Here is a 16,605-nt window from a genome sequence, read left to right as displayed (position 1 = left end):
CACGGCATGCCGCCCTACGACCCGTCGACCTTCCCGCCCTTCGCTGTCACCGTCGACCTCGTTGTGCTCACCGTGCGCCGCCATGCGTTGTGCGCGTTGGTGGTTCGCCGTGGTGAGCCGCCGTTCCAGGGCCGGTGGGCGCTGCCCGGTGGCTTCGTCAAGGCCGATGAGGATCTCGGGGCCGCGGCGGCACGCGAGCTGGCCGAGGAAACCGGGCTGTGCGCCCACGATCCGGCAGCCCCGGCCGTCGGCAACGGTGCCCATCTCGAACAGCTCGCCACCTACGGCGACCCCAAGCGGGACCCGCGGATGCGGGTCGTCAGCGTCGCCCACCTCGCACTGGCACCCGACCTGCCCGCCCCCCGGGCGGGCGGTGATGCGAACAGTGCACGGTGGGCGCCCGTCGACGACTTGCTCGGACCGGAGGGCGGCTACGGTCGCGAGGGTGAGCAGCAGGCCCCGCTGGCCTTCGACCATGCTCAGATCCTCGCCGACGGTGTCGAGCGGGCTCGTTCCAAGATCGAGTACTCCTCGTTGGCCACCGCTTTCTGCCCGCCGGCGTTTACGGTCGGCGAGCTCCGTCGGGTGTACGAGGCGGTGTGGGGCGTGGTCCTCGACCCGCGGAACTTCCACCGCAAGGTGACGGGCACGCCCGGATTCCTGGTGCCCGCCGGTGGAACCACCACCCGCCAGGGCGGGCGTCCGGCCCAGCTTTTCCGGGCCGGTGCGGCCACGGTGCTCAATCCGCCGATGCTGAGGCCCGAAGTCTGACGCGTAAATATGGCCTGGTCAGGGTGGGTGTGGGCAGGGCTGGGTGCCCGGTGGTCGCGGAGGGCCGCCGGGTGTCTGGGTTTGTCGGTCAGGCGGCGTTCTCCCTCGGGTTGAGGGTGACGGTGTAGCCGAGTTGGTTGAGCTGGTTGATGGCCCGGCGGGTGGCGCGTTCGGGGTCGCGCCTGGTGAAGTAGGTGCCGCCGAGTTCCTGGTAGGCGACGTTGTCGGTGAGCATGTGCCAGATCGCGGTGATGATTGAGTGCTCGACGGCGACCAGTGCCCTGAGCGGGCCGCGGCGGGCGGTCAGCCGCTTGTAACGGGCCTGCGGATAGGTGTCCTTGGTTCTCACCGCGCCGAATGCCGCGAGGCCGAGTGCCCCTTTGAGATAGGGGTTGCCGGGCCGGACCTTGGTGTTCTTGGTGCGGCCGGCGGACTCGTGGTGGCCGGGGCAGACCCCGGCCCAGGAGGCGAGGTGTTTGGCGGAGGCGAAGCGGGTCATGTCCCCGCCGGTCTCCGCGATGATCACTTCCGCGGTTGCCTGGTTGATGCCGGGGATGGTGTCGAGCAGGTCGAGGGCGCCACGAAAGGGCGCCATCGCCTCTTCGATGCGCCCGGTGAGCTGGTCGATCATGGTGGTGAGCTGGTCGTAGTGGTCCAGATGCAGGCGGGTCAGGAACGCGTGGTGTTCGCGGAAGCGTCCGGTCAGGGCCTCGGTGAGCTCGGGGATCTTGCTGCGGAGCTTGCGTTTGGCCAGGTCCGCGAGGACCTGGGGGTCGGCTTCGCCGCGGGTGAGGGCTTCGAGCATGTCCGGAGTCGCCGGCCACCGATCCGGAGGCCGGGCCGGGGCCCGCGTCACCCGCATCCGCCGCATCCGCGTCGGAACTGCCGCCGCCGGTCCGACGGCGTCCGGCCCGTGGCCCGCTCCAACCGCTGCGCTATGAACTGCGCCGACTCTTCGGTGTCAGAACAACGGCGGTGATCATGGCTGCCGTTCTGGTCGTCTCGGTCGGGCTCTCGGTCCTGCTCGCCTGCGGCGGCCATGCCCGGCTCCCCGATGTGCTCGCCGCCTGGCCGTCGATGCTGCCGCTGCCGCTGCCGCCCGTCGCATTCGGCGCCGGGCTGCTCGGAGCGCTCTCGTTCGGTGACGAGTTCCGCTACCCCGCGCTCGCGGCGGGTCGAGGCGCCGTTCCCCGCCGCATCGGCCTGCTGCTGGCCAAGCTGCTCGTTTCGGCGGGCGTCGCGGTGTTGCTCGCGCTGATGACCGTTCTCGCATCCGAGGAAGCCCTCCATCTCTTGTACGGAGGCGACTGGATCCGGGTCCCGTCGAATGCGACGTATCTTGCGGCGAGTTGGGCGGGCCTGAACGTGGGCTGCGCCTGGGCCGGTCTGCTGGCCGCCGGAATCTTCAGGGTGACGGCCGCCGGAATTGCCGCGGTACTCGCTGTTCCCGTGCTCGTCGTTCCGCTCATGGAGAAGGTGCCGACGGGGTCGACCGCACATTCGATGCTCGGACTTCCGGCCAGGCTCCGCGAACTGGCCTGGGTGCAGTGGCCGCACGTGGTGGACCGATGGATGGTGGCTGTCGTGCGCATGGTGGCGCACCCTGTGGGGGTGGCGCTGTCGTTGTTGCTCTCGGTCCTGATCTGCGCGTATTTGTTCACCAGCCTTCGCGGCAGGGTTCGTTGGTGATCGCGGAGCGTGGCCGGACTGCCGAGGGGCGCGAATTTCCTAGAGAAGTGCCCGTTTTGTACAGATAAGGCGTCAATTGGGGGGCTGGCGCCGATCACCCTTTCGTGTGCTTTTCACCAAAGACCTCAAGGGGCGGCTGGGCCGCGCCGACAAAGGATGCGTGAGTACCCTTGCGCACACCATGATGACCGCCGCCCGCTCCGTCGACTCCGGCCTCGCCGGCTCGGGTGATCTCGATCGCTACCCCTATACGGAGGCGCCGGCCGGCGAGCATGCAGCCGTTCGTTCCTGGGACGGCGCCGACGCCGAGCTGGGCCGGGTGGGCCGACGGGGCTCGGCGAGCCGCGGCCGCGGCCTCCACGGCCAACTCGTTCAGCAGCTGGGTCAGATGATCGTCTCCGGTGATCTGGGCGCCGACCGCCCGCTCGTGCCGGAGGAGATCGGCCAGCGTTTCGAGGTCTCCCGCACTGTCGTACGCGAGTCACTGCGCGTTCTTGAGGCCAAAGGTCTGGTCAGTGCCCGGCCGAATGTGGGTACCCGGGTCCGCCCGGTCAGTGACTGGAATCTTCTGGACCCCGACATCATCGAGTGGCGAGCCTTCGGTCCGCAGCGCGACGACCAGCGTCGTGAGCTGGATGAGCTCCGATGGACGATCGAGCCGCTCGCCGCTCGCCTGGCCGCCGGTCACGGTCGCGAGGACATCCAGCAGCGCCTCGGTGACATGGTCGAGATCATGGGACACGCGGTCGCCCAGGGTGACGGGATCACGTGCTCCCGGGCCGATGCCGAGTTCCACTCCCTGCTCATCCAGGCCGCCGGCAATCGCATGCTTGAACACCTCTCCGGCATCGTTTCCGCCGCCCTGCAGGTCTCGGGGGGTCCGATCGCGGGCTGCGACCGTCCCGGCGAGGCGTCCCTCGGCCACCACGCCCGGATCGTCGAGGCCCTCGCCACCGGCGACGCGACGGGTGCCGAGGCGGCCATGCGCCAACTTCTTGTCGCCCACCCGGAGGTGGAGCGAGTGGTGCCGGCGCCGCGCGAGCACTGAGCGCAACGCGGCCAGGGTTACGGACCACGTGTCGCCGGACCCTCGCGGTCCGGCGGCACAATTGTGGAGAGATGTCGTTCCTGGTCATGTTCGTCGCAAATGAGGTGTGACTCGGGCCACGCGGATTGGGCGTAACACTCCTCGAGACAGTGCGATGACTTAAGAGGTGACCGTCGCGGAAGGAATACAGCAGCCATTGGGCGCGCTGTGCAGTTCTGAGGCCAAGCCCGCGCCGTCGGTATATTCCCAGCCCGGCGGTCGTCGGTTCCAGCCCTCTCCAGGGCCGGGCCGGAAGCCGTTTCCATCGTTCCGAGAGGTTGTTCGTGTCGGCCAGCACATCCCGTACGCTCCCGCCGGAGATCGCCGAGTCAGAGTCTGTGATGGCGCTCATCGAGCGGGGAAAGGCTGATGGGCAGATCGCCGGCGATGACGTGCGTCGGGCCTTCGAGGCTGACCAGATTCCGCCAACCCAGTGGAAGAATGTTCTGCGCAGCCTCAACCAGATCCTCGAGGAAGAGGGTGTGACGCTGATGGTCAGTGCCGCGGAGTCGCCGAAACGCGCCCGCAAGAGCGTCGCAGCGAAGAGCCCGGTCAAGCGCACCGCCACCAAGACTGTCGCGGCCAAGACGACCGTGACGAGGACCGTCGCGGCCACCGCCGCCCCGTCGGCCGAGACCGTGGACGTGGTGGCCGACGACGCCGCCGCGGCCAGCCCTGCGAAGAAGGCGGCAGCCAAGAAGACGGCTGCCAAGAAGACCGCCGTGAAGAAGACGGCGGCCAAGAAGACAGCAACGAAGAAGTCCGGCAAGAAGGACGCCGACGAGCTGCTCGACGGCGACGAGGCGACCGAGGAAGTACAGGTAGGCAAGGGCGACGAAGAGGAGGGCGAGGGCGAGACCAAGGGCTTCGTCCTCTCCGACGACGACGAGGACGACGCGCCTGCGCAGCAGGTCGCCGTCGCCGGTGCCACGGCCGACCCTGTAAAGGACTACCTGAAGCAGATCGGCAAGGTTCCCCTCCTCAACGCCGAGCAGGAGGTCGAGCTCGCCAAGCGCATCGAGGCGGGTCTGTTCGCCGAGGACAAGCTGGCGAACTCCGACAAGCTCGCACCGAAGCTCAAGCGCGAGCTGGAGATCATCGCCGAGGACGGCCGTCGCGCCAAGAACCACCTGCTGGAGGCCAACCTCCGTCTCGTGGTCTCGCTGGCCAAGCGCTACACCGGCCGCGGCATGCTCTTCCTGGACCTGATCCAGGAGGGCAACCTCGGTCTGATCCGCGCGGTCGAGAAGTTCGACTACACCAAGGGCTACAAGTTCTCCACGTACGCCACCTGGTGGATTCGTCAGGCGATCACCCGCGCCATGGCCGACCAGGCCCGCACCATTCGTATCCCGGTGCACATGGTCGAGGTCATCAACAAGCTCGCGCGCGTGCAGCGCCAGATGCTCCAGGACCTGGGCCGCGAGCCCACCCCGGAGGAGCTGGCCAAGGAACTCGACATGACCCCCGAGAAGGTCATCGAGGTCCAGAAGTACGGTCGTGAGCCGATCTCCCTCCACACCCCGCTGGGTGAGGACGGGGACAGCGAGTTCGGTGACCTGATCGAGGACTCCGAGGCGGTCGTCCCGGCCGACGCGGTCAGCTTCACGCTCCTCCAGGAGCAGCTGCACTCGGTGCTCGACACGCTCTCCGAGCGTGAGGCGGGCGTGGTCTCGATGCGCTTCGGTCTCACCGATGGTCAGCCGAAGACCCTCGACGAGATCGGCAAGGTCTACGGCGTGACGCGTGAGCGCATCCGCCAGATCGAGTCGAAGACCATGTCGAAGCTGCGCCACCCGTCGCGTTCGCAGGTGCTGCGCGACTACCTCGACTAGGTTGCAGGAGTACGCAGGCCGAAGGCCCGGTTCCGATGGGAACCGGGCCTTCGGCCTATGTGCAGGTGCGGTCGCCGACGTGCTGAATGACTCTGAGTGGGCATGATCCATCACAGAGTCAGGAGTACGCATGTTCCGCACCGTCGCCTGCGCCATGACCGGGGCACTTGCCCTGACTGCCGCCGCGGCCGCGATAGCGCTCGGCTCCCCGGTTCCGGCGGCTGCGGACAGCATTGTCATCGGTGGGCAGCCCGCGCACGTCAAGGGCAGTCCCTGGGTCGTCGCGCTGTCCAGCCGTAGCCATTTCGGAACTACCCGCGCGGGCCAGTTCTGCGGCGCCGTGATGGTGGCTCCGACGAAGGCGCTGACTGCCGCGCACTGCCTGAACCAGCAGGAGCTCGGCACCGACATGAGCCAGGCGAGCGATCTGCGGATCATCGCCGGGCGGGACGAGCTGAACGGGACCGGAGGCCATGAGATCGCGGTGAAGGGGACATGGATCAACCCGGGATACGACCCCACGACCAATATCGGTGACCTGGCGGTGCTCACCCTGGCCGACGCGCTTCCTGGGCAGCGCGTGATCTCGATGGCCCAGGCCGGCGACCAGGCCTATGAGCCGGCTCCCGGCGCCGTGGTCTATGGATGGGGAGACACGACAGGGCGCGGTGACTTTGCGTCGTCGCTCCGCTCCGCCCAGGTGAGCATCCTTCCGGACACCACGTGCGAACGGGCCTACCCGGGGGGCAGGGCGGGGAAGTACAAGGCCTCGGCGATGCTCTGTGCGGGCGAAACGCTGGGCGGGCACGACGCATGCCAGGGAGACAGCGGAGGGCCGCTGGTCGCCCGCGGGCGACTCGTCGGACTGGTCTCCTGGGGGAACGGATGCGGGCTCCCCGGCACTCCCGGTGTCTATACGCGGATCTCCGCCGCCATCGGGTGGATGGCGGGCAGTAGCTGACCGGCGCCGCTCCGTGGCCATGAGAACGGGCGACTCCCCCCTCGCGGGGGGAGCCGCCCGTCGGCCGGTAAGGAACCGGACCCTGGCTCGTCGTGGATGCGAGGTGTCAGTGTTGTTCCTCTTCGGCGGCATTGGCCTGCACGGCCGTCAGCCGGTCCGTCTCATCCTGTATTTCCGCGGCGATCTTCTTGAGTTCCGGCTCGAACTTGCGACCATGGTGGGCGCAGAAGAGCAGTTCACCGCCGCTGATAAGGACGACGCGCAGATATGCCTGGGCGCCGCAACGGTCGCAGCGGTCTGCTGCGGTCAGCGGGCTCGCGGGGGTCAGAACAGTAGTCACGTCGCCTCTTCTCTAGCTCGACGAGCTGTCGTACCAGCGTCAACATCCAACCAGGCCGAAAACGTTCCCGCTCGTGGCTTTTCTTCGAAAGTTCTTCTCAAAATGGCTGTCTGTTGCCGGTTGGCGGCGAATGTGCCGTATTGCGTAGCGCTACGGTTTCGCGTTGCTTGTCTTGGTCGGTCCGTCCGGCCGGCCGGCTTGCCGGTTTGTTCATGAGGACGTGCCCGGAGCCTAAATGGTTCATGCCTCGAAGGGAACGTGATGTGCGCGTCACTCCAACGAGGGATCGAACGCGTATGCGAGGCTGGACTACTGTGAGCATTCCCCGAGGGTGGCGTTACAACCGCTCTACCAGGCCTCGGTACGCTCTCAGCGGCTACCGAAGCCGAGCCCGATACCCACTCGGGCCCCAAGTGAAATTCAGCGAGGAGCGAACCGCGTGACCGCCGATACGTCCGTGCCGTCCACTGCGCTGCTGACCGGAGCAGACCAAGACGGCTCCAACTACACCGCGCGGCACCTTCTCGTACTCGAGGGGCTCGAAGCGGTGCGCAAGCGCCCCGGGATGTACATCGGGTCGACTGACAGCCGCGGCCTCATGCACTGCCTCTGGGAGATCATCGACAATTCGGTCGATGAGGCTCTCGGTGGCCACTGCGATCACATCGAGGTCATCCTTCACGACGACAACTCCGTCGAGGTCCGGGACAACGGCCGCGGCATTCCGGTCGACGTGGAGCCCAAGACCGGCCTGTCCGGTATCGAAGTCGTGATGACCAAGCTGCACGCCGGCGGCAAGTTCGGCGGCGGCTCGTACGCCGCGTCGGGCGGTCTGCACGGCGTCGGCGCTTCCGTCGTCAACGCGCTCTCGGCCCGGCTCGACGTCGAGGTCGACCGCAACAGTGCGACCCACTCGATCAGCTTCCGGCGCGGCGTTCCGGGCATCTTCACCGAGCAGGGGCCGGACAGCCCGTTCGACCCGGCCAGCGGCCTCCGCAAGGGGAAGCGGGTGCCGAAGACGCGCACCGGCACCAGGGTGCGCTACTGGGCGGACCGGCAGATCTTCCTCAAGGACGCCAAGCTCAACCTGGAGACGCTCCACCAGCGGGCGCGGCAGACGGCCTTCCTCGTCCCCGGCCTCACGATCGTCGTGCGCGACGAGCGCGGTCTCGACGGTGAGGGCAAGACCGAGGAGACGTTCCGCTTCGACGGCGGGATCAGCGAATTCTGCGAGTACCTCGCGCAGGACAAGGCCGTCTGCGACGTTCTGCGGCTGACCGGGCAGGGCACCTTCAAGGAGACCGTGCCGGTCCTGGACGAGCGCGGGCACATGACGGCGACCGAGGTCACCCGTGAGCTCGTCGTCGACATCGCCATGCGCTGGGGCACCGGGTACGACACCAACCTGAAGTCGTTCGTCAACATCATCGCCACCCCCAAGGGCGGCACCCATGTGACCGGCTTCGAACGCTCCGTGACCAAGACGGTCAACGAGGTGCTCCGCTCCGCGAAGCTGCTGCGTGTCGCCGAGGACGACATCGTCAAGGACGACGCCCTGGAGGGCCTCACCGCGGTCGTCACCGTGCGGCTGGCGGAACCGCAGTTCGAGGGCCAGACCAAGGAGGTGCTCGGCACCTCGGCGGCCAACCGGATCGTCGCCAATGTCGTGGCCAAGGAACTCAAGGCGTTCCTGACCTCCACCAAGCGTGATGCCAAGGCGCAGGCCAGGGCGGTCCTGGACAAGGCGGTGGCCGCCGCGCGGACCCGCATCGCGGCCCGTCAGCACAAGGACGCGCAGCGCCGGAAGACGGCCCTGGAGTCCTCCTCGCTGCCGGCCAAGCTCGCCGACTGCCGCAGTGACGACGTGGAGCGCAGTGAGCTGTTCATCGTCGAGGGGGACTCGGCGCTGGGTACCGCCAAGCTCGCCCGGAACTCCGAGTTCCAGGCGCTGCTGCCGATCCGCGGCAAGATTCTCAACGTTCAGAAGGCGTCCGTCACGGACATGCTCAAGAACGCCGAGTGCGGCGCGATCATCCAGGTCATAGGAGCGGGGTCCGGCCGGACCTTCGACATCGACGCGGCTCGCTACGGGAAGATCATCCTGCTCGTCGACGCCGATGTCGACGGCGCGCACATCCGCATTCTGCTGCTCACTCTCTTCCAGCGCTACATGCGGCCCATGGTCGAGGCGGGCCGGGTCTTCGCGGCGGTGCCGCCGCTGCACCGGATCGAGCTCAGTCAGCCGAAGAAGGGCCAGGACAAGTACATCTACACGTACTCGGACCGTGAGCTGCGGGAGAAGCTCCTGGAGCTGCAGCGGAAGAATGTGCGCTACAAGGACTCGATCCAGCGGTACAAGGGTCTTGGCGAGATGGACGCCGATCAGCTGGCGGAGACCACGATGGATCCGCGTCACCGCACGCTGCGGCGGATCAACATCGGCGACCTGGAATCGTCCGAGCAGGTCTTCGATCTGCTGATGGGCAACGAGGTCGCGCCCCGCAAGGAGTTCATCTCCAGCTCGGCAGCCACGCTGGACCGCTCCCGCATCGACGCGTGACCGGCAGCCGTAGTCTCCACCCGTGGGTGGAGACTACGGCTCCACCCACGATCAACCCCTGAGCCGATCCCCTGACCTGGGCCTTTCCGTAGCGTCGAAGGCGATGACCCTTCCCGCACTTCGGAGGCCGCCATGTCCGGGCTCGTCAATGCCCTGCTGATCGTTGCCGTCGTGGCTTTTGTCGTGGTCCGCCAGTGCTCGGCGCGGCGGATCTCCGACGATCGGCGCTGGTGGATCCTGCCGGGCATCCTGCTCGTCATGTCCTTGCGCGAACCCGGGCTCATGGACCCGCACCGTGAGGCGTTGTCCGTCGAGGTCCTCGGCGCCGAGCCGGCGGTGGGGCTGGTCACCGGCGCCGGGTGGGGCTGGACGGCCAGGCTGTGGCGTGAACCGGACGGCTCCCTGTGGAGCAAGGGAACCAAGGCCACCGTCTTCGTCTGGACGGGAGGTCTGGTGCTGCGAGCCGCTCTGTACGGGGCTGCCGCGCTGATGGGTATACATCAAGACAGTGCCGCCCTGATGACGGCTCTTGCGGTGACGCTGCTGGTGCGCAGCGGCGTGCTGACGTGGCGGGCCCGCCAGGTGCGTCCGGCGTACGGTGGTGCTGCCGACGGCATGCCGTTGCAGCCCGCGTGGAAGGACCGTGTGTGACGCTGCCGCGGGCCTCGGCATCCAGCCGGAGCACGTATCCCGCAAGGCAGAGACCCGCTGTGGTCACCGCCCTCGTCATCCAGCCGTCGGTGTTGACGGCGGCGTACGCGGCCGGCGCGACGGCCGTGGCGGGAACGCCCGCCGAGAGCGGCAACCGCTCCAGAGCCGTGACAGCGCAGCCGCACCACAGAATCACGGACGCTCGATGACGCGCGACGGGCTGGCCGAGAGCCGGCGGGCGCTCTCCGCACTACGGGGGAGGTCTCCCCGGTGGAGGACTACCTGCGACAGCTGGTGGCCGCGGCGGAGCCGGGCGAGGTGACGGTGGCCGACGAACGGCGGCCGCTGACGGCCGAGGCCTCCCAGGCGGTCCGGCGGGTGGCGCAGGAGGCGCTGACCAATGTGCGCAAGCACGCGCCGGGGGCCGGCGTGCTCGTACGGCTCGAGTATCTGCCGGGCGACGCTCGTCACGGAGCAGGCCCCGGATGTGGTTCTGATGGACCTCCGCATGCCGCGTTGCGACGGGGTGGAGGCGACGCGGCGTATCCGCAAGGAGTACCCGAACACTCAGGTGGTGGTGCTCACGACGTTCGCGGATGACGACTCCCTCTTCCCCGCACTGCAGGCGGGGGCTCGCGGACATCTCACCAAGGACGCCGGGGCGACGAGATCGTGCGGGCCGTCCGGGCTGTGCTGTCGGGCGAGGCCGGACTCTCGCCCGCGTAGCAGCGGCGGCTGCTGGAGCGGGTCACCACGGCACCCGCGCCGGCCGGTCCGCCGGCCGCCGAGCAGCAACTGCCCGACGGCCTCACGCCCCGCGAGGCGGAAGTGCTCGTCCTGATCGCCGAGGGTCTGTCCAACCCGGAGATCGCCCGCAAGCTGCACATCTCGCAGGCCACCGTGAAGAGTCACATCAACAATCTCTTCGCCAAGGCCGGAGTGCGCGACAGGGCACAGGCCGTGCGCCATGCGTAGGTTCGCGGACTCGCACACCCACCCGGGACATCCTTCACCTGAAGAGGTGAAGTGCGGCAAACGACGTGCCCGGGAACTTCCCGGTCTGTCCATTCTTGGGTACGCGGCCGAAGTGGTCCGTGGACCAGGGGAGTTGTTCGGTGGAGAAGGAAGCAGGGAGCGAGGCCGCAGCGATGCGACTCGACGACCCGTGGTACGACGCGCTGGCTTCCGGATGGGGCGAGCTGGACGGTACCGGGGGCTTCGTGCCGGCCGGGCCACCCGGTTCCGTGCCCCCGCAGCGCGGCCACAGCGCGGCCGACATCTATCTGGAGGTGCAGCGCAGCGAGGCCTTCCAGGAAGTACGCCGCAGGTACCGGCGGTTCGTCGTCCCCGCCACTCTCGCCTTCCTCGTCTGGTACCTCGCCTACGTCGTCACAGCGATCACCGCACCCGGGCTGATGGCCCGTCCGGTGGTCGGCGCGGTCAATGCGGCGATGGTCGCGGGGCTCGGACAGTTCCTCACGACGTTCCTGCTCACCGGGGCGTACGCACGTCATGCTCGGCTGCGCAGGGACCGGGCCGCGCTCGATCTGCGCTGGGACACTCAGGAAATGACGCGGGGGATCGGCCGTTGATCGGGAACCACCAGACCCTGGCGCTGCTGATGTTCAGCGCGTTCGTTGCCGTGACGCTCGCCATCACCACCTGGGTGAGCCGCAACCGGCACGGATCGGCGGAGGAGTTCTATGCGGGCGGCCGGCTGTTCTCCCCCATGGAGAACGGTTTTGCCATCGCCGGCGACTACATGTCGGCCGCGTCCTTCCTCGGCATCTCCGGCCTGATCGCCCTGTTCGGTTACGACGGCATGCTCTACTCGGTCGGATTCCTCGTCGCCTGGCTCGTCGTCCTGCTGCTCGTCGCCGAACTTGTCCGCAACTGCGGCCGGTTCACCCTCGCCGATGTGGTGGCGGCCAGGATGGCGGAACGTCCGGTCCGGATCGCGGCGGGTACCTCCTCCGTCACCGTCTCCGTGCTCTATCTGGTGGCGCAGATGGTGGGTGCGGGCAGCCTGGTCGCTCTGCTTCTCGGCGGCACCAGTGGTGCCGCCCGCTCCTGGACCGTCATCGGGGTCGGAGCGCTCATGGTGATCTATGTGTCCCTCGGCGGGATGCGCGCCACGACCTGGATCCAGATCGTCAAGGCCGTTCTGCTGATGGTGGGCGCGAGCGTGCTGACCGTGCTCGTGCTGGTCCACTTCCACGGCAATGTCAACGTGCTGCTCAATTCCGCCGCCGAACGGAGCGGGCACGGGCTGGAGTTCCTCTCGCCCGGCCTCAAGTACGGCGGGAGCTGGACCGCGCGCTTCGACTTCATCAGCCTGGGTCTTGCCCTGGTGCTGGGCACGGCGGGGCTGCCGCACATCCTGTCGCGTTTCTACACGGTGCCCACCGCCCGCGCGGCCCGCCGCTCGGTCATCTGGTCGATCGGCCTCATCGGCAGCTTCTACCTCATGACGATCGTGCTCGGGTTCGGCGCGGCGGCGCTGGTCGGTCCGGCGGACGTCCGGGCGTCGAATCCCGCCGGGAACACAGCCGTTCCGCTGCTGGCGCTGGTGCTCGGCGGCGGCGAAGGCTCCACCGGGGGAACGATTCTGTTCGCCGTGGTCGCCGCCGTGGCCTTCGCGACCATCCTCGCCGTCGTCGCCGGGATCACGCTCGCCTCGTCGGCCTCCGTGGCCCACGACCTCTACGCCTCACTCAGGCGTCCGGGCTGGAAGCAGCACAGTGAGGTCACCGTGGCCCGGGTCGCCGCTGCCGGGATCGGGGTGGCCGCCATTGCGCTCGGGCTGGTCGCGCAGAATCTGAACGTGGCGTTCCTGGTGGCGCTCGCCTTCGCCGTCGCCGCTTCGGCCAATCTGCCCGTGCTGCTGTACTCGCTGTTCTGGCGGAACTTCACCACGCGAGGGGCGGTCTGGGCGGTCTACGGAGGGCTGATCCCCGCGATGCTGCTCGTACTGCTCTCCCCGGTCGTCTCCGGCAGCCCCACCTCGCTCTTCCCCGCAGTGGATTTCCAGCTCTTCCCGTTGGAGAACCCCGGCCTGGTCTCCATCCCGCTCGGTTTCCTGGCCGGCTGGATCGGCACGGTCACCTCGGTCGAGCCACCGGATGCCGCCAAGCACGCGGAGACCGAGGTCCGGGCGCTTACCGGGGCCGGTGCCGTGTAGCCGGAGGTGTCTCAGGCCGGTGCCGTATGGGCCGGACGTGCTTCAGGAGCCGGGCGGCCCCTCAGGAGCCGGTGGCCCAGGTGTAGCGGTGCTCCGGGCGGCCCGTCTCGCCGTACCGCAGCGTCAGCCGCACCCGACCCGTCCGCTCCAGCAGCTTCAGATAGCGCTGCGCCGTCTGTCGGCTCATCCCGGCGCTCTCCGCGATCTCCTGCGCGGAGAGCGGACCGTCGGCGCCCCGGAGCGCCTGGCGGACCAGCTCCGCCGTCGTCGGCGAGTGCCCCTTGGGCAGACCGGGTTCGCCCGCGGCCCACAGGGCGCCGAAGAGCCGGTCAACGTCACCCTGTTCGGCCTCGCCGCCGCCCTCCAGGGTGTGGTGCAGCGCCGCGTACGCCTCCAGCTTGGTACGCAGCCCGGCGTACGTGAACGGCTTCACCAGGTACTGGAGCGCACCGTGGCGCATGGCCTCCTGGACGGTCGCGACGTCGCGCGCCGCCGTCACCATGATCACGTCGGTGCGATGGCCGAGCCTGCGCAGCTCCCGTACCACGGTCAGGCCGTTCCGGTCGGGCATGTAGTGGTCCAGCAGGACGAGGTCCACGTGCTGTGACCCGACCGCTGCGAGGGCCGCAGCGGCGCTGTGCGCCTGCGCGGCCACCCGGAATCCGGGCACCCTGGAGACATAGGCCGCGTTGATCTGCGTAACCCGGATGTCGTCGTCGACGACCAGGACCTCGATCACTGAACTTCTCCTGCGATGGTCGGCTCCGGAAGTGCTGTCGCCGTCAGCCCCGGCTCGGTGAGGGCCTCCGGCAGTACGACGGTGAACTCGGCGCCGCCCTCCGGCGCCGAGCCGACGGTGGCGCTGCCGCCCTGCCGTTCGGCCAGCCGCCGTACCAGCGCGAGACCCAGACCGCGTTTGCCGTGCGCCGGGAGCTCCTTGGTCGACCAGCCCTCAGTAAAGATCGATTCATGCTGCTCGGGAGGGACGCCTGGTCCGCTGTCGCGGACCTGCAGCACCACCGTACGGCCGTTCGTCCGCAGCCCCACCTCGATCACGGCGCCGTCCGACCCGGCTGCCGCGTCCAGGGCGTTGTCGACGAGATTGCCGACGGCGGTGACGAGCCCGCGCGAATCCACCAGCCGGTCCGGGAGCAGAGTGCCGGGCGCCATCCGCAGGGAGACGCCGCGCTCCGCCGCGACGGTCGCCTTGCCGACCAGCAGGGCCGCCAGCAGCGGGTCGTGAACCTTCTCGGTGACCTGCTCGGCGGTGGCCCGGTGGCCGCCGACGACCTCCGTGACGAACTCCATCGCATCCTCGTGCATCTCCAGCTCCAGCAGCCCCAGGAGCGTGTGCAGCCGGTTGGCGTGTTCGTGGTCCTGCGCGCGCAGGGCGTCGATCAGACCGCGGGTGGAGTCGAGTTCTCGGCCGAGATGCTCGAGTTCGGTGCGGTCGCGGAGGGTGGCGACCGCACCCCCGTCGTCGGTCGGCATCCGGTTGGCGAGCAGCACCCGGTTGCCCCGTACGGTCAGCAGATCGTCGCCGACCACCCGGCCGGCCAGCACATCGGCCGTCCGCCCGCGGCCGAGCACCTCGTCGAGCGGGCGGCCCGCGGCATCGGGGCCGAGCCCGAGCAGCCGCTGCGCCTCGTCGTTCAGCAGTCGGATGCGTCCTGTCCGGTCGAGCGCGACCACCCCTTCCCGGATGCTGTGCAACATTGCCTCGCGTTCGGTCAGCAGCGCGGAGATATCGGAGAAGGCAAGGTCTTGGGTCTGTCGCTGGATACGACGGGAGATCAGATAGGCGGCGAGCGCCCCGACGGCCAGCGCCCCGCCGGCGTAGGCGAGCAGTCCGGGGATCGCCGCCAGGAGACGGGCGCGGACACTGTCGTACGCGATACCGACCGAGACCGCCCCGACGATGTGGCCCGACTCGTCGCGGAGCGGCACCTTGCCACGGGCCGAGCGGCCGAGCGTGCCGCTGTCGATCTCCATGATCTGGTCGCCCGCGAGCGCCTCACTGGGGTCGGTGGAGACGACCTTGCCGATCCGGGCGGCGTCGGGGTGCGACCAGCGCACCCCGCGCCGGTCCATGACGACGACGTACTCGGCGCCGGTCGATCGCCTGATCCGCTCGGCCGCCGACTGCACGGGCCCGCCGGGGGCCGGGGCCGTGGCGAGCAGCGACTCGGTGATCTGCGGCTGGGCCGCCGTGCTCTGCGCGATGGCGAGCGCACGGTGCATCGCCTCGTCGTCGAGCTGTGCGCTGAGGGGTGCCAGAAAGAGGCCGGTGGCGAGTACGGTGACGCCGGTGGCGATGGCGAGTTGTATCAGCAGCACCTGGGAGAAGACCCGCTGCGGCCAGCCGAGCCGTCGCGGCCTCCGGGGGGTGGGCGGTGGGGCGCTCATCGTACGAAGGTAAAGGGCATACCGGCGCTTTCCGAAATTTTTGTTGTTTCCAACTTCACGCAACCCGCTTGCGTTTCTTGCGCTAATCTTGCGTGTATGACGCGACGACTTGCTCAAGTGGCACAGAAGGTGGGAGTCAGCGAGGCCACGGTCAGCCGGGTGCTCAACGGTAAGCCCGGCGTCTCCGATGCCACCCGGAAGGCCGTGCTCTCCGCGCTCGACGTCCTCGGTTACGAGCGTCCGACCCAGCTGCGGGGCGAACGGGCAAGACTGGTCGGTCTGGTCCTGCCCGAGCTGCAGAACCCGATCTTCCCGGCCTTCGCCGAAGTCGTCGGCGGTGCGCTGGCGCAGCAGGGTCTGACCCCTGTGCTGTGCACCCAGACCAAGGGTGGCGTCTCCGAGGCCGACTATGTGGAGCTGCTTCTGCAGCAGCAGGTGTCCGGGGTGGTCTTCGCGGGCGGGCTCTACCACCAGGCCGACGCCGCACACGATCACTACAAGGTGCTGGCCGACCGCAAGATCCCGGTGGTCCTGATCAACGCGGCCATTGCCCACCTCGGCTTCCCCGGTGTCTCCTGCGACGACTCCGTCGCCGTCGAGCAGGCCTGGCGCCATCTCGTCTCGCTCGGTCACGAGCGCATCGGCCTGGTGCTCGGCCCTGCCGACCATGTGCCCTCGCAGCGCAAGCTCGCCGCCGCCCGGGCGCTGGCGGAGGAGGCCGGCACCACCGTGCCGGACGAGTGGGTGGCCCGGGCCATGTTCTCGCTGGAGGGCGGACAGGCCGCCGCCATGCGCCTGCTGGACCGGGGCGTCACCGGCATCATCTGCGCGAGCGACCCGCTCGCTCTCGGGGCGGTGCGTGCGGCCCGCCGCCGCGGTCTCTCCGTGCCCGCCGACGTCTCGGTCGTGGGGTACGACGACTCCGCCTTCATGAACTGCACCGAGCCGCCGCTGACCACGGTCCGTCAGCCGATCGAGGCCATGGGGCGCGCCGCCGTCGAGCTGCTCGCCCTTCAGATCGGGGGCCGTACGGTGCCGTCGGACGAGCTGCTCTTCGAACCGGAACTGGTGGTGCGGGGGTCCACCGCCCAGCCCCCGCGGAACATTTCCGACTGATTGTCGAT

General features: G+C 68.8%; 14 protein-coding genes and 2 pseudogenes. 12 read left to right on the top strand and 4 right to left on the bottom strand.

All coding sequences use genetic code 11. From position 1 onward, the window contains the following. Positions 1 to 6 precede the first annotated feature (6 nt). Positions 7 to 771, top strand: a complete 765-nt coding sequence (locus ACWCP8_RS23265; protein WP_352267507.1) for an NUDIX hydrolase — start codon at positions 7 to 9, stop codon at positions 769 to 771. A gap of 88 nt (positions 772 to 859) precedes the next feature. Here ACWCP8_RS23265 and ACWCP8_RS23260 read toward each other — a convergent pair whose 3' ends face one another. Then, on the bottom strand, positions 860 to 1,576 hold the full coding sequence (locus tag ACWCP8_RS23260; RefSeq protein WP_451117872.1) for a transposase: 717 nt from the start codon (positions 1,574 to 1,576) through the stop codon (positions 860 to 862). A 176-nt stretch (positions 1,577 to 1,752) separates the two neighbouring features. Here ACWCP8_RS23260 and ACWCP8_RS23255 point away from each other — a divergent pair, with 176 nt between their 5' ends. The 4 genes from ACWCP8_RS23255 to ACWCP8_RS23240 all read left to right on the top strand — a co-directional run bounded on the left by ACWCP8_RS23255 (position 1,753) and on the right by ACWCP8_RS23240 (position 6,343). Beyond that, positions 1,753 to 2,460: a hypothetical protein gene (locus tag ACWCP8_RS23255; RefSeq protein ID WP_451117870.1), complete on the top strand. Its 708-nt coding sequence runs from the start codon at positions 1,753 to 1,755 to the stop codon at positions 2,458 to 2,460. A gap of 181 nt (positions 2,461 to 2,641) precedes the next feature. Next, entirely contained in the window at positions 2,642 to 3,508 is an 867-nt protein-coding gene (locus ACWCP8_RS23250) for a FadR/GntR family transcriptional regulator (RefSeq protein ID WP_352267595.1), read from the top strand. Positions 3,509 to 3,831: 323 nt separating this feature from the next. Further along, a complete protein-coding gene (locus tag ACWCP8_RS23245) occupies positions 3,832 to 5,382 on the top strand; it encodes an RNA polymerase sigma factor (protein WP_326606124.1) in 1,551 nt (516 codons plus the stop codon). A 130-nt stretch (positions 5,383 to 5,512) separates the two neighbouring features. Continuing rightward, the gene (locus ACWCP8_RS23240; protein WP_352267509.1) at positions 5,513 to 6,343 is read left to right on the top strand and encodes a S1 family peptidase; all 831 of its coding nucleotides are present in this window, start codon (positions 5,513 to 5,515) and stop codon (positions 6,341 to 6,343) included. Between the two features lie 106 nt (positions 6,344 to 6,449). Here ACWCP8_RS23240 and ACWCP8_RS23235 read toward each other — a convergent pair whose 3' ends face one another. Next, positions 6,450 to 6,683, bottom strand: a complete 234-nt coding sequence (locus ACWCP8_RS23235) for a DUF7455 domain-containing protein (protein ID WP_030927184.1) — start codon at positions 6,681 to 6,683, stop codon at positions 6,450 to 6,452. Between the two features lie 439 nt (positions 6,684 to 7,122). Between ACWCP8_RS23235 and ACWCP8_RS23230 the strand changes: the two genes are divergently transcribed. From ACWCP8_RS23230 to ACWCP8_RS23205, 6 genes and pseudogenes are all read left to right on the top strand, one after another. Beyond that, positions 7,123 to 9,243: a DNA gyrase/topoisomerase IV subunit B gene (locus ACWCP8_RS23230; protein ID WP_352267510.1), complete on the top strand. Its 2,121-nt coding sequence runs from the start codon at positions 7,123 to 7,125 to the stop codon at positions 9,241 to 9,243. Positions 9,244 to 9,375: 132 nt separating this feature from the next. Continuing rightward, on the top strand, positions 9,376 to 9,894 hold the full coding sequence (locus ACWCP8_RS23225) for a DUF1453 domain-containing protein (protein WP_451117867.1): 519 nt from the start codon (positions 9,376 to 9,378) through the stop codon (positions 9,892 to 9,894). A 199-nt stretch (positions 9,895 to 10,093) separates the two neighbouring features. Continuing rightward, positions 10,094 to 10,344: pseudogene (locus tag ACWCP8_RS23220) on the top strand (sensor histidine kinase); the annotation flags it as partial. Between the two features lie 13 nt (positions 10,345 to 10,357). Then, a pseudogene (locus tag ACWCP8_RS23215) lies at positions 10,358 to 10,869 on the top strand (LuxR C-terminal-related transcriptional regulator); the annotation flags it as partial. A gap of 173 nt (positions 10,870 to 11,042) precedes the next feature. After that, positions 11,043 to 11,486 (top strand): DUF485 domain-containing protein, encoded by a 444-nt coding sequence (locus ACWCP8_RS23210; RefSeq protein WP_352267597.1) that lies wholly within the window; start codon positions 11,043 to 11,045, stop codon positions 11,484 to 11,486. After that, a complete protein-coding gene (locus ACWCP8_RS23205) occupies positions 11,483 to 13,075 on the top strand; it encodes a solute symporter family protein (RefSeq protein WP_451117865.1) in 1,593 nt (530 codons plus the stop codon). Before ACWCP8_RS23210 ends, ACWCP8_RS23205 begins: the two co-directional genes overlap by 4 nt. 61 nt (positions 13,076 to 13,136) lie before the next feature. On the opposite strand, the gene ACWCP8_RS23200 is transcribed toward ACWCP8_RS23205, so the two are convergent. Both ACWCP8_RS23200 and ACWCP8_RS23195 read right to left on the bottom strand, forming a co-directional pair. Further along, complete coding sequence (locus ACWCP8_RS23200; protein ID WP_352267513.1) at positions 13,137 to 13,814, bottom strand: DUF7342 family protein; 678 nt, start codon at positions 13,812 to 13,814, stop codon at positions 13,137 to 13,139. Beyond that, positions 13,811 to 15,481, bottom strand: a complete 1,671-nt coding sequence (locus ACWCP8_RS23195) for an ATP-binding protein (protein ID WP_451117863.1) — start codon at positions 15,479 to 15,481, stop codon at positions 13,811 to 13,813. The genes ACWCP8_RS23200 and ACWCP8_RS23195 overlap by 4 nt, the downstream gene beginning before the upstream one ends. A 96-nt stretch (positions 15,482 to 15,577) precedes the next feature. Here ACWCP8_RS23195 and ACWCP8_RS23190 point away from each other — a divergent pair, with 96 nt between their 5' ends. Beyond that, on the top strand, positions 15,578 to 16,597 hold the full coding sequence (locus ACWCP8_RS23190; RefSeq protein ID WP_451117862.1) for a LacI family DNA-binding transcriptional regulator: 1,020 nt from the start codon (positions 15,578 to 15,580) through the stop codon (positions 16,595 to 16,597). Positions 16,598 to 16,605 lie beyond the last annotated feature (8 nt).

Source organism: Streptomyces sp. NPDC002206, assembly GCF_053593595.1.
Note: the sequence above shows the minus strand (reverse complement) of the source record. Positions and strands in the feature narration are given on the sequence as shown.